Genomic DNA, 12,098 nt, shown 5'->3' with positions numbered 1-12,098 from the left:
ATCCCCTTCACCGGATTCCGGAGAGAGAACGCCATGACCGAGCTCAAGAATCGCTATGACTTCGTGCTGCTGTTCGACGTCCAGGATGGCAACCCGAACGGAGACCCCGACGCCGGCAACCTGCCGCGCATCGACCCGGAGACAAGCCACGGGCTGGTGACCGACGTGTGTCTCAAGCGCAAGGTGCGCAACTTCATCCTCCTCACGCAGGAGGGAAAGCCGGGGTTCGACATCTTCGTGAAGGAGAAGGCCGTCCTCAACACCCGCATCACCGAGGCCTACAAGGGCCTGGGCATCGATCTGGACGAGAAGCCCGCCAAGGCAGGGGATGGGAAGAAGCGCGACTCGAAGGGGAAGGCCCAGGGCTCGGAGGTGGAACAGGGGCGGGCATGGATGTGCAAGACCTTCTTCGATGTCCGCACCTTCGGTGCCGTGATGTCCACCGGCGCCAATGCGGGGCAGGTACGGGGGCCAGTGCAGCTCACCTTCGCGCGCTCGGTGGACCCCATTATCTCCCAGGAGCACTCCATTACCCGTATGGCTGTGACGACAGAGAGCGATGCGGAGAAGCAGGGCGGTGACAACCGGACCATGGGCCGGAAGAACACCGTGCCCTACGCCCTCTACCGGGCTCATGGTTTCGTATCACCGCACCTGGCGAAGCAGACGGGGTTCGGCCCGTCCGACCTGGAACTGCTCTTCAAGTCCTTCGAGCACATGTTCGAGTTGGACCGCAGCGCCGCGCGCGGACTGATGTCCATGCGCAAGGTCCTCGTCTTCAAGCATGGCTCGGAGCTTGGCAACGCGCCTGCACATGCGCTCTTCGATAGGGTCCGGACGGTGCGGACCCAGCCCGGCAGGCCCGTGCGGAACTTCTCCGACTACAAGGTCGACGTGGAGACGGCCGGGCTGCCCCAAGGCATCGAGGTGATGGAACTGGTCGGATGAGCACGGACCGTGAGGCCTGGGTGGCGCTGTCCTCGCACCATGGGCCCCGTGTTCCGTTGGACGTCAGGGGGCCGCTCACTATCTAGACTGCCCGTTTGGGTTGTGTGTCCGTGCTCGCGAACCCTTCCCGGTGTGATGGACGCAGTGCGGTCGCGTTCTTTGAAATCTCCAATAGTTTCTGATGGTGGAGTTGGTGAGTGGTTTGTCTGCAGGGAACTGTTGATGGCTTCGGATGCCAGTGTGCGAAATGTGGCCGGCTTCCTCTGCGAGAACGGCAAGTTGGCCGTGCAGCGTCGCTCCTCGTGAGCGCGAGGAGCGTGGGTTGAAACTGGAAGCCCTCGGCGTCATTCACGCGCCACGGCGTCGCTCCTCGTGATCGCGAGGGGCGTGGGTTGACAACTCCACCTCGCCCGCACTGGGGATGGGCGACGCGTCGCTCCTCGTGATCGCGAGGAGCGTGGGTTGAAACTCGTGCTCCAGCACGCTGCCCGCGAGAATGGCCGTCACTCCTCGTGATCGCGAGGAGCGTGAGTTGAAACGACTGGAAGTGCTTGGCGAAGTTCTCCTTCGACAGTCGCTCCTCGTGAGCGCGAGGAGCGTGGGTTGAAACGACATCGGGGACATGGTCCCCGGTGAGATGCAGGGTCGCTCCTCGTGATCGCGAGGAGCGTGGGTTGAAACTTCACGAGGAAGGCCTCCGAGAAGTCGCGCACAGTCGCTCCTCGTGACCGCGAGGAGCGTGGGTTGAAACTCGTACTCGCTGCCGGTGGCCGACGGGGAGGGCATGTCGCTCCTCCTGACCGCGAGGAGCGTGGGTTGAAACGAGGACTCGTGGGGCCGCGAGGCACGTGAGTTGTGTCGCTCCTCGTGACCGCGAGGAGCGTGGCTTGAAACGTGGGGGAGCCGTACAGCGACGCGTCCATGACGTCGCTCCTCGTGACCGCGAGGAGCGTGGGTTGAAACGTCTTGAACTCGCCGTGCTCCGTCAGGTCGTCGAATCGCTCCTCGTGACCGCGAGGAGCGTGGGTTGAAACGCGACGACTACCGCGTGTGCCCCACAAGGGCCCGTGTCGCTCCTCGTGAGCGCGAGGAGCGTGGGTTGAAACACGTTGTTAGGGGTGAGCTCCCTCTGGGGAGCTGTCGCTCCTCGTGGCCGCGAGGAGGGTGGGTTGAAACAATTCGCGCACCCTTGCGAGGTATGAGACGGTGCAGTCGCTCCTCGTGACCGCGAGGAGCGTGGGTTGAAACCAGGTGCAGGACACCCAGGACGGCCCCACCACGTCGCTCCTCGTGACCGCGAGGAGCGTGGGTTGAAACGCGCCCTCGGGCCAGGGTTGCCCGCCGTGGCGGAGTCGCTCCTCGTGACCGCGAGGAGCGTGGGTTGAAACACGTTGTCGAACACCGAGACGGGCGAGGCTGCCTGTCGCTCCTCGTGACCGCGAGGAGCGTGGGTTGAAACTCAGGCTCGTTCAGCTCCGCAGCCGCGCGGGCTTGTCGCTCCTCGTGACCGCGAGGAGCGTGGGTTGAAACGGGGCCGGGACGACCTTGAGCGTCGGCGCCAGCGAGTCGCTCCTCGTGACCGCGAGGAGCGTGGGTTGAAACGTCAATACGGCGCTGCTCACCGTGGTGTCCCGGGTCGCTCCTCGTGACCGCGAGGAGCGTGGGTTGAAACCGCCGCTGCCCGTCCCACCTCCGAGGCCGCGTGCCAGTCGCTCCTCGTGACCGCAAGGAGCGTGGGTTGAAACTGGAGGGACCACGTACTGCCCGGCAGGCCGCCAGAAGTCGCTCCTCGTGACCGCGAGGAGCGTGGGTTGAAACCGGCACTCCCTTTCACACGAGGAGGTAGCATGGTGGTCGCTCCTCGTGACCGCGAGGAGCGTGGGTTGAAACTGGGGGTGTGCCATGGCGCAGTGCGAGACGCAGTCGCTCCTCGTGACCGCGAGGAGCGTGGGTTGAAACGCTTCCTGCTCGAGCCCCTTGCTGATGCGGAACGTCGCTCCTCGTGACCGCGAGGAGCGTGGGTTGAAACCTGACGCGCAGGGCCTGGAGCACGGCGCAGCGTGCGTCGCTCCTCGTGACCGCGAGGAGCGTGGGTTGAAACTTGATGTCTTCCGCAGTCAGCGCCACTGGCTACGTCGCTCCTCGTGACCGCGAGGAGCGTGGGTTGAAACAAGAGCGGCGACGCTCCCCCGGACGGTAGTTGCCGTCGCTCCTCGTGACCGCGAGGAGCGTGGGTTGAAACGTCAAGGCGGCCTCTCCCGTGTAGGTGTTCGACAGTCGCTCCTCGTGACCGCGAGGAGCGTGGGTTGAAAACTGGAGGGGTCGCCGATCAGCTCGGCCACCCACTCGGTCGCTCCTCGTGACCGCGAGGAGCGTGGGTTGAAACACTGAGTCATTGGCCAGCTCCCGGCAGCTTTAGCGCGTCGCTCCTCGTGACCGCGAGGAGTGTGGGTTGAAACAACGCGGCGCGGTGCACGTCCTGGTGAGCGACGCGGGTCGCTCCTCGTGACCGCGAGGAGCGTGGGTTGAAACGTGTTGCGCATGAAGCCGTTGTTGCCCTGGTCCAGTCGCTCCTCGTGACCGCGAGGAGCGTGGGTTGAAACGTGTTGCGCATGAAGCCGTTGTTGCCCTGGTCCAGTCGCTCCTCGTGACCGCGAGGAGCGTGGGTTGAAACGCCACCTCGGACACCAACACGGCGTCCCTGCTGGTCGCTCCTCGTGACCGCGAGGAGCGTGGGTTGAAACCAGTTGACCTCGAAGATCCAGTCACCTGACGTGGTCGCTCCTCGTGACCGCGAGGAGCGTGGGTTGAAACTTTTCCGGCCTCCGCTGTCACGTCGCTGTCACGGGTCGCTCCTCGTGACCGCGAGGAGCGTGGGTTGAAACTGGGCGCGGACGAGCTGCATGGCACTCGTCGTCAGTCGCTCCTCGTGACCGCGAGGAGCGTGGGTTGAAACGGCGTCAGTGTGGCACCCACCAGCGCCGCGGGCCGGTCGCTCCTCGTGACCGCAAGGAGCGTGGGTTGAAACGTCGACGCGCTCCGCGAGACGTTGAAGACGGCCGGTCGCTCCTCGTGACCGCGAGGAGCGTGGGTTGAAACTCCCTTGGCCTCGTCCTGGAGGCCGTGGCGGTGGTCGCTCCTCGTGACCGCGAGGAGCGTGGGTTGAAACCCTGCCTGCCGCTTCGGTCGTAGAATCGAAGTAGGGTCGCTCCTCGTGACCGCGAGGAGCGTGGGTTGAAACGGCCACCTGGTGCCGGAGAACTACCAGCCGTACGCGTCGCTCCTCTTGGCCGAGAGGAGCGTGGGTTGAAACCCTGGACACAATGCCTCCGTGCGAGCGGGTGAGTCGCTCCGCGTGACCGCGAGGGGCGTGGGTTGAAACGTCTTGGTGACCTGCTGGAGCGTCAGGCGTGCCGATAGCCTCACGTGGCAGCGAACAGCGCGGGTCGAAACGCCCCAGCTCTATCGCTCAAATCTACGATGATTCAGGGCCTGGGGCCCACTCCCCAGGGGCGGAGGAAGGCGTCGGACTCGGCGGTGATGCGGGGCAGGGAGGCGGTCAGCTCGTGGCCGTCGTCCACCTCCACCACGCGGACATGGCGTCGGCCCTCGGCCCACTGGTGGGAGTAGCGGAGCAGACACGTGTCGTCCGCGCGCCCGTGGATGATGAGGGTGGGGACCCGCACGTCGGGCCAGCCGCCCGTGCGCGCGTCCACCGCCTCCGCGTCCGGGATGAAGCCCGAGTGGATGCGCACCTTGCGCTTCTCCGCGAAGTCGTCCGTCTCAATCCAGCCCGCCTTCTCCCAGTGTGCCCAGCCCGCGTCGCCCATGCGGCGGTGGAGCTGCTCCACCACGCGGAAGGCCGGCGCCAGCAGCACCAGCGCACACACCCGGGCGTCCTGCTCCGCCACGCGCGAGGCGACGAGGCCGCCCAGGCTGGAGCCGATGAGGACGGCGCGGTCCTCGGGGCCTCCGAGCGCGGCGCGCACCGTGTCCAGCATGGCGCTCAGGCGCAGCTCCTCCATGGAGGGCACGCGCAGGTTGATGCGCTCCACGTGGAGGCCCTGGGCCGCGTAGTGCCGCGCCATGGCCACGCCCTTCGTGGAGTCCGGGCCCGAGGCGAAGCCGTGCAGGTACAGCCAGCGAAGGCCGGTAGGTGTCGGAACGGGCGGTGTCGTGCTCATGCCGGGCACTGTACCCAGGGCGGCCGGGCGTGTGTCGCCTACCGCGTGGACAGGGGCGCCAAGTCCTTGAAGGCCCGCGTCAGCGTGCGTCCGAGCCCGGCCAAGAGCTGCTCCGCGTCCGAGACGCGAAGGAAGCCCCGGGTGCACGCGGCCACGACGAGGGAGCGGCCCTCGGCGAGCTGGAGGATTCCCACGTCGCAGGCGCGCCGGTGCTGCGTGCCCGTCTTGTGGGCCCAGCGCGCGGTGGAGGGGAGGCCCGCGAGAATCCGCGCGCGCCCCGTGTGGCACCTGCGCATCAAATCATGCGCGCGCTTGCAGGAGGCCGGGCCGAGGCCCTCGCAGCGGGCCACCTGTTCGAGCAGCCTGCCCACCTCGTGCATGGAGGTGGAGTTGGTGCCCTCGTCGTAGAAGGACTGGAAGGCCGCGTCGAGCTCGCGCCCCGTCCACGCGGGCGAGCGGCCCAGCAGTTCGGAGAGGAACCGGGCGCGCGCGCCCAGCGAGTTGCGCCGGCCCAGCTCGCGAATCTGCGCGGGCGTCAGCTCCGCGCCCCTCGGGTCGAGCTTCCCGTAGACGCGGCGCCGGTCCTCCAGGAGCGTGACGAGCGGGCCGAAGCGCAGGCCCCGCTGCGCCAGATGCGCATTCACACGGTCCATGCGGACGTGGCCCATGAGCAGGTCCGCTGCTGCGTTGTCGCTGTGCACCATCATGTACTCGAGGAGCGTCTCCACCGGCAGCGCCGTGCCCGGACGGACCTGCGCGAGCGGGCCCATGCCGTCGCGCACGTCGTCGGGCTCGAAGACGATGGGCGTCTGGAGGGTGAGCACTCCCGCGTCGATCTGGCGCAGCACCTCCAGCATCACGGCCAGCTTGATGGCCGACGAGAGGTACATGGGAGTGCTTGCGTTGTAGGCGTACTCCTCGCCTGTCGCGACGTCGCGGACGTAGAGCGCGAGCTCCCCGTCGAAGTCACGCGCGGCTGCCGTGACGCCCGCGTGCAGGACGGAGCGCCACGGGGCCGGCTCGGAGGGGAGGGTGGCGGCACCGGCCAGCGTCCCGAGCAGCGTCACCAGGAGTGACAGCCACCCGCTTCCGATGCCGCCGCGCACGCAGGGAGTCTCCGCGCTCGAGTTGAGGGCCTATCGAGGCTCAGCCCCCACCGCCTCCGGCGCTGCCCGTGTTCTCATCCTCGAACTGGGACTCGGGAGTCGCGGGCTGCTGTCCCGCGCCGCCGATGCCCGTGGCGTCGTCACTGGTGTCGAGTGCCTCGCTCGCAGGAGCCGCTTCCGGCGCGGGGGCCGCGGCGCCCACGCTCGTGCCCTGGGGCTCCGCCGGGGAGTCCACGGCGGAGGGCTCGGTGGGAGGCTGCTGCGCCGTGCTGCTGATGCCCGAGGTCTCATTCGCGGCGCCCAGCGGCGATGGCGCCGGAGGCGTGGGTTGCTGCGACTGCGCCGCGCCGCCGAGGCTGGCGGAGCCGCTGGTCGCCTCGTCCGGGGCGGCGGGGGCGGGCGCCGCGGACTCCGGTGGAGTCGCGGGCTGCTGGAGGCCCGCGCCGCCGGTGCCCTTCTCCTCGCAGTCCTGCTTCAGGGGCTGCGCGGGCGCGCTCGACACGGCGCCCTGTCCAGAACCGCCGGTGGCCACGGGCTCACAGATGAGCTCGGGCGCCGCGGTCACACTGGCCTGGGGCGGAGGCGCTTCGGGGAGTGTCGCGACGCTCGTGTCCTGCGATGGCGGCGGAGTGGCCGCGGTCTCTCCCTGTTCCTTCTGGTTGTGTGCGCAGCCGGCGCCGAGCAGCGCCACGGCCGCAATCAGTCCTATGACTTTCATGGTCATCCCCGTCTGAACTGGACCTGCTGGACGGGAAGGTGAGTCGTGTGTCGCGGAACGGACAGTTGGGGGCCTGCCGGGAAGCTCCCTCTATGGGAGGGCTGGCGGGACGGCCTGGGCTCGTCCGGACGGCAGCCACTAGCCCCTCCAATCCCTTGTAGGGCAAAGACTTTTTCTCTGCTGTGGCTGTGTGTCCATGTCTGCTTGGGATTCAGTTCATTCCCTGCCTTCCCTGTGAATCCGTTCATAGAGCTCCGGTTTTGCCTGGCGCAATGTCTGGGATGTCGACCGTTTCTCTTTCAGGGGCGGGGGAGGCATCCACGTTGTCCTGGTGGCTCGAAATCGAAATCTCCCGGGCGGGCGACGCGCTGCGAGTCACGGCGCAGGGCAATCACGGGCAGCAGCCCGCGCCACACCTGCTGGAGCCGAGGCTCGAGGCGATGGCCTCCTTCGCGGAGTGGGTCGAGGCCGCGGCGGAGCGTGCCGAGCCGCTCGATGAAGCGCGCCTGTGCCAGGCCCGCGCGCTGCACCGGGCGCTGTTCCGCGAGGGCGTGCAGACCGTGCTGGACAGGATGCGCGGCGCGGCGGGCGAGGGGCAGGGACTCGTCAGGCTCATGCTCCGCGAGGGCGAGCTCCAGGCCTTTCCCTGGGAAGCGCTCTGCGCACCGGGAACGCAGCGGGGCTTCCTGGGCAACTCGCCGGACCTGTTCCTCGCGCGCGGCGTGAGCTCGGCGGACCTGTGGCAGCCGCGAGAGGTGAGCGGCGCGGTGAAGCTCCAGGTCATCTCTCCCACGAGCGAGCTCGCACCCGCCGCGCTCAAGAGCGCGCTGCATGCCCGCATCGCGACGGGGGAGCTGGAGTGGCTGGAGCCCCTCACAGGGCCGCAGGCCGGCCAGCGCGCGCTGTTCGAGCACCTGCGCGGCGGGCAGGTGCCGCACGTCCTCCACTTCATCTGTCATGGCGCGGTGGATGAGGCGGGCACGCCCCGGCTGCGGCTGGCGGACGTGGACGGCGAGGAGTGCTGGGTGGACGTGGAGCTGCTGGCCCAGCAGCTCAAGGCGAGCTTTCGCGGCAACCTGCGCCTCGTCGTCCTCGAGGCGTGCGAGGGCGCGCGGCCCGGAGCCTTGGCGAGCGCGGCGGAGCTGCTCGCCCGGGCCGGCGCGGATGCCGTCGTCGCGCACCTGTGGCCGGTGAAGGCCGACGTGGCGCGGCTGTGCTCGTCCACGTTCTACCGGGCGCTGACGGGGGCGGAGGCTCGCCGGGGGGATGTGGCCTACAGCCTGAGCGAGGCCCGGCGCATGGTGCTGACGCAGCACCAGGGCAGCGCAGAGGCATTCTCCCCGGTGCTGTACCTGCGGGGGCGGGACGCGACGTTGTTCGACTTCAAGGCGCGCAAGGTGGGGGCACCGCATGCCGCGCCGGTGCGGGCAAGCCCGCTGCCGGCCTCCTTGCGGCTGCTGCTCAACCAGCGCTTCTCGCTGCTGCTCGGCGACAGGTGGAGCGACGAGCGCTCCATGCTGGAGGCCTTCCGGGTGCGGCTGCGGCGGGGCCTGGAAGAGGCGAGCGCCCCCGCTCCGGCCGGGCTGTCGATGAGCGCGCTCGCGCAGCGCTATGCCTTCCGCATGGGCAAGGACAGCCTGGACTCCGAGTTCCAGGACGTCTTCGGGCAGCACGACGACTCCGTGCCCATCGTGGAGTCGCTGGCGAAGCGGCTGGGGCCCGGTGTCCATGTCACGCTGCTGCGGCGGCCGGTGCTGGAGCTGGCGCTGGCCCGGCAGCGGCCGGACCTCACGCTCTATGTCGTGCAGCCGCCGGAGGCCGCGCGGTCGCGCGCGCCGGTGATGCGACGCGCGGGCGGGCAGGACACCTGGGAGCCGCTGGACGCGCTGCCGACGTCGCTGGACCTGAGGCGGGACGTGCTCCTGCTGCGGCTGTATCGCGGGTACCTGCCGCGCCAGCGGTTCGAGCAGCCGTTCCTCACGGAGGACGACTACCTGCTCGGAGTGCGCGAGCTGGAGTCGATGCTGTCTCACGAGCTGTCAGACGCGCTGCTGGCCATCCTGCGGGCGCGGCCCGTGCTGCTGCTCGGCATGTCCATGCTGACGTGGCACCACCGGATGATGCTGTACCGGCTGTTCGAGGAGCGTCCCCTGCCGCGAGGGAGCCTGGCGCTGCTGGAGCCGGGGGAGTCAGAGCGGGAGCTGTGGGTGGCGGGCGCGAGCCTGCCCGGGCGAAAGGGCGTGCAGGTAGTGGAGACCGACTTGAGTGAGCTCGTGGAACCGGTGGCCGCGCCCTTCTGTCCGGAGGCGGCATGAACGGCGTATCCCTCAATCCCTTCCAGGGGCCTCAGCCCTACCGGGCCGCGGACCGGGAGCGCTTCTTCGGGCGGGAGGAGACCATCCGGAAGCTGGCCAACCGCATCCTCGCACATCCGTGCGTGACGCTGTTCGGACCGTCGGGGGCGGGGAAGTCATCGGTGATGCAGGCGGGCGTCATCCCGCTGCTCGAGGAGCTCCACGAGTTCCGCACGGTGCGCATCGATGGGTGGCTCGCGGACGAGCCGCCGCTCTGCCGGCTGGTGGAGGCGATGCACGCGGCACTGGACCTGGGGCCGGTGATACCGGAGCTGCAGCCCCTGGCCGCGCTGGATGCGGCGGTGGAGCTGGCGGTGCTGCGCTCGGACCGGCCCATCCTCATCTATCTGGACCAGCTCGAGCAGGTGTTCTTCCCCGGGCGCCGCCTGGAACAGACCTGCATGCTGATGCGGGGCATCGGTGCGCTGGCGCGCAAGCCGGTGCAGGGGCTGCAGGTGGTGCTCTCGCTGCGGGAGGACTACCTGGGACGCTTCCGGGACAGGGTGTGTGAGATGCGGGAGCTGCTGGAGCAGGGCTTCCGCCTGGGGCCGCTGACGGTGGGGGAGATGGTGAAGGTCGCGAGCCGGCTCGTGGCGTCGGGGATGCCGGTGCAGTCCTGGCCCGAGGAGGAGCTGCGGCCGCTGATGCGGCAGATGCGGGTGGACGGGCAGGACGCGAAGGACGAGGCAGAGGTGCAGGCGGCCTTCGCGCAGATTGTCTGCCGGGACCTGTGGGAGGAGCGGGGCATGGGCGGCATCCTCGAGATGGCGGAGGCGGAGTCTCGCGTTCATCGCTATCTGGAGATGTCGCTACACGGGCTTGGGCCACACAAGGAGGCGGCTCGGGAGCTGCTGGAGGAGCACCTGGTGGCCAGCGACGGGAGCCGCACGTTGATGACGGAGCAGCAGGCGCGGGCCGTGCTGCCACCGGGCGTGGCGGATGCGGTGCTCACCCAGCTGGAGTCCGCCGCCGTGCTGCACGCGGAAGAGCACCAGGGTAGCCGCTACTTCGAGCTGGGGCACGACTGGCTGGCGCGCAAGGTGTTCGAGCTGAAGCGGACCCGACGCGAGCGACGGGCCCGGGTCCGGACGGCGGCTCTCGTGGGAGTGCTCGTGGTCAAGGCCTTGGTGATGGTCTGGCTGTTCACCTGGGCGATGGAGCAGCGACATCTGGCCCAGACGGCGCAGCTGCGCGCGCTCCAGGCAGAGGAGCGGGAGTGCGCGCCGGTGCCGGCTTCATGGTCACCCCCGTAGACGCCGGCTCAGGGCGCTCAAGACGTCCCATGGCAGGGCGTCTCCTCTTCCCGGCGTCCGAGGTCATGAACCCGCATGCCGCAGCGACAGGCGCGCAGCCGGGTCTCCGAGCAGCAGGTAGCCACGCAGGTCATTGCGCAGCATCCACCTCATGCCGTGGCGCTTCGGATCGAACGGGTCCGGTGTGCCGTCGAGGCGCGCGTCCTCCCGGAGTTGTTGTTCGTCCATCAGTGCAAAGTTGACGTCCCGGTAGAACTGCATCAGCGCGTCGAGCGCCACTCCCACGCGGCTGCCCTTCACCAGGACCCTCAGCGCGGAGAGGATGCGCTCCGCTCGGCTCTGCCCCACGTCCTCTGCATCCGCGAAGCCGAGTGTCCATGCCAGGTCGCAGTGGCCGATGACGGCCAGCGGTCCTCGCGGGTTCGCCAGCAGCGCCTGCGGAAGCGCAGAGAGGAAAGGCCGCTCGCCCGGCTTCGGCAGGTTCTCCAGCACCACGTCCGGACGCTGACCGTAGACCCCCGCTCGGGCCAGGAGGGACAGCCACGAGTGGAAGGCACTCTTCGCGGGCGTCGCTGCCCCGAAGCACGCCACACTGAACCACAGGCCTCCCGGCAGGAAGGGGGTGTTCCGCAGGGATTGGCCCGTGAGCGAGCATCCAGGCCCCAGCGACAGCGCGCCCTGCAGGGCCCACTGCTCCTCCTGTGACGCCCAGCCTGACGCTGGCCTGCCGAGGCCGTGCGCCACCGAGAGCAGCAACCCCGAACGTGCCGCGCCCACCCTGCCCAGCAGTCCCGCCGGGCTCGCCGCTTCGTACGGCACCTCCGTCACCTCCAGCCCCGCGTGCTTCTGCTTCCACTGCGTTCGTATCGCCTCGGCGCTGGGCTTCATCAGCAGCGTGTGCCCCTGCTCCGTCGCGCTCGTTCCATCGCGTGCCGTGTAGAGCAGCACCTCGGGCGCGGCATCTCGCTCCGTGCGTTGTTCGTAGGCCAGCACCTTCTCCGCATAGGCCCGGTAGCCCGCGAGGTCCGGCTGGCCATCCGGCAGGCCCACGTGCACACGTCCCACGTAGGCGCTGTGTGCCATCACCTGCTGGAGTTCCAGGGAGACGTGGTGCAGATCTCCCAGCAGCAGCAGGTACTTCGGTTGCTCTTCCTCCGGCACGCTCCGCGCCCGGTGCTCCTGGTCCATCCACTTCACCGCCGCCGCCGCATCCTGGTCCGGAGGCACCCGGTATTGCTTCACCGGCGCTCGTTGCTCCTGCTCGCGGTACGCCAGCAGGGGCGCGATTGCCTTCAGCAGGGCATCGCCCACCGGGCCCTGCGGAGCCACCACGCCCCAACGCTGGGCCGGCAGGTCATTGGGCGCCGCGCTGGAGTCCTTCCGTATCAGGACCTCCACGCGGTCCGGGAACTTCTCAGGCTTCGGCACTTCTCGCGTGGAGGATGCCGCGAGCCCCTCCTCCAGCACCGGCCCGTGGTCGTCTCCTCTCGCGAGGAGCAGGTGCAGGGCACTCTCGGCGGCAGGTTTCATCGGCG

Annotated in this window: 7 protein-coding genes and 1 CRISPR repeat array; of the genes, 3 read left to right on the top strand and 4 right to left on the bottom strand. The window is 69.0% G+C overall.

Annotation, left to right across the window (positions count from 1 at the left end):
• Nucleotides 1-33 precede the first annotated feature (33 nt).
• A complete protein-coding gene (cas7c, locus tag LXT23_RS21915) occupies nucleotides 34-948 on the top strand; it encodes a type I-C CRISPR-associated protein Cas7/Csd2 (RefSeq protein WP_253982168.1) in 915 nt (304 codons plus the stop codon).
• 292 nt (nucleotides 949-1,240) lie between these two features.
• A CRISPR array of direct repeats spans nucleotides 1,241-4,330; the repeat unit is 37 nt; unit sequence GTCGCTCCTCGTGACCGCGAGGAGCGTGGGTTGAAAC.
• 103 nt (nucleotides 4,331-4,433) lie between these two features.
• On the opposite strand, the gene LXT23_RS21910 is transcribed toward cas7c, so the two are convergent.
• Genes LXT23_RS21910 through LXT23_RS21900 form a run of 3 tightly spaced genes read right to left on the bottom strand, consistent with a single transcriptional unit; the run spans nucleotide 4,434 to nucleotide 6,956 of the window.
• Entirely contained in the window at nucleotides 4,434-5,132 is a 699-nt protein-coding gene (locus LXT23_RS21910) for a YqiA/YcfP family alpha/beta fold hydrolase (RefSeq protein ID WP_253982167.1), read from the bottom strand.
• Nucleotides 5,133-5,170: 38 nt separating this feature from the next.
• A complete protein-coding gene (locus tag LXT23_RS21905; protein WP_253982166.1) occupies nucleotides 5,171-6,238 on the bottom strand; it encodes a serine hydrolase in 1,068 nt (355 codons plus the stop codon).
• A gap of 40 nt (nucleotides 6,239-6,278) precedes the next feature.
• Nucleotides 6,279-6,956 carry a hypothetical protein gene (locus LXT23_RS21900; protein WP_253982165.1) on the bottom strand — a complete coding sequence of 226 codons (678 nt, stop codon included), beginning with the start codon at nucleotides 6,954-6,956 and terminating at the stop codon, nucleotides 6,279-6,281.
• 323 nt (nucleotides 6,957-7,279) lie between these two features.
• On the opposite strand from LXT23_RS21900, the gene LXT23_RS21895 reads away from it, so the two are divergent.
• Together LXT23_RS21895 and LXT23_RS50140 are read left to right on the top strand one after the other, a co-directional pair.
• Nucleotides 7,280-9,271: a CHAT domain-containing protein gene (locus tag LXT23_RS21895; protein ID WP_253982164.1), complete on the top strand. Its 1,992-nt coding sequence runs from the start codon at nucleotides 7,280-7,282 to the stop codon at nucleotides 9,269-9,271.
• The gene (locus tag LXT23_RS50140) at nucleotides 9,268-10,563 is read left to right on the top strand and encodes an nSTAND1 domain-containing NTPase (protein WP_267146703.1); all 1,296 of its coding nucleotides are present in this window, start codon (nucleotides 9,268-9,270) and stop codon (nucleotides 10,561-10,563) included. Before LXT23_RS21895 ends, LXT23_RS50140 begins: the two co-directional genes overlap by 4 nt.
• Nucleotides 10,564-10,626: 63 nt before the next feature.
• Here the strand turns inward: LXT23_RS50140 and LXT23_RS21885 are convergent, their stop codons facing one another.
• Nucleotides 10,627-12,093 carry a hypothetical protein gene (locus tag LXT23_RS21885; RefSeq protein ID WP_253982163.1) on the bottom strand — a complete coding sequence of 489 codons (1,467 nt, stop codon included), beginning with the start codon at nucleotides 12,091-12,093 and terminating at the stop codon, nucleotides 10,627-10,629.
• Nucleotides 12,094-12,098 lie beyond the last annotated feature (5 nt).

The sequence above is a fragment of the Pyxidicoccus xibeiensis genome, from assembly GCF_024198175.1.
In the GTDB taxonomy this organism is placed as follows: Bacteria; Myxococcota; Myxococcia; order Myxococcales; family Myxococcaceae; genus Myxococcus; species Myxococcus xibeiensis.
This window is presented reverse-complemented; position numbering and strand designations above follow the sequence as displayed.

Excerpts from the sequence above, each read along its gene's own strand:
- cas7c (WP_253982168.1), top strand. The coding sequence starts at position 34 with ATGACCGAGCTCAAGAATCGCTATGACTTCGTGCTGCTGTTCGACGTC.
- LXT23_RS21910 (WP_253982167.1), bottom strand. The coding sequence starts at position 5,132 with ATGAGCACGACACCGCCCGTTCCGACACCTACCGGCCTTCGCTGGCTG.
- LXT23_RS21900 (WP_253982165.1), bottom strand. The coding sequence starts at position 6,956 with ATGAAAGTCATAGGACTGATTGCGGCCGTGGCGCTGCTCGGCGCCGGC.
- LXT23_RS50140 (WP_267146703.1), top strand. The coding sequence starts at position 9,268 with ATGAACGGCGTATCCCTCAATCCCTTCCAGGGGCCTCAGCCCTACCGG.
- LXT23_RS21885 (WP_253982163.1), bottom strand. The coding sequence starts at position 12,093 with ATGAAACCTGCCGCCGAGAGTGCCCTGCACCTGCTCCTCGCGAGAGGA.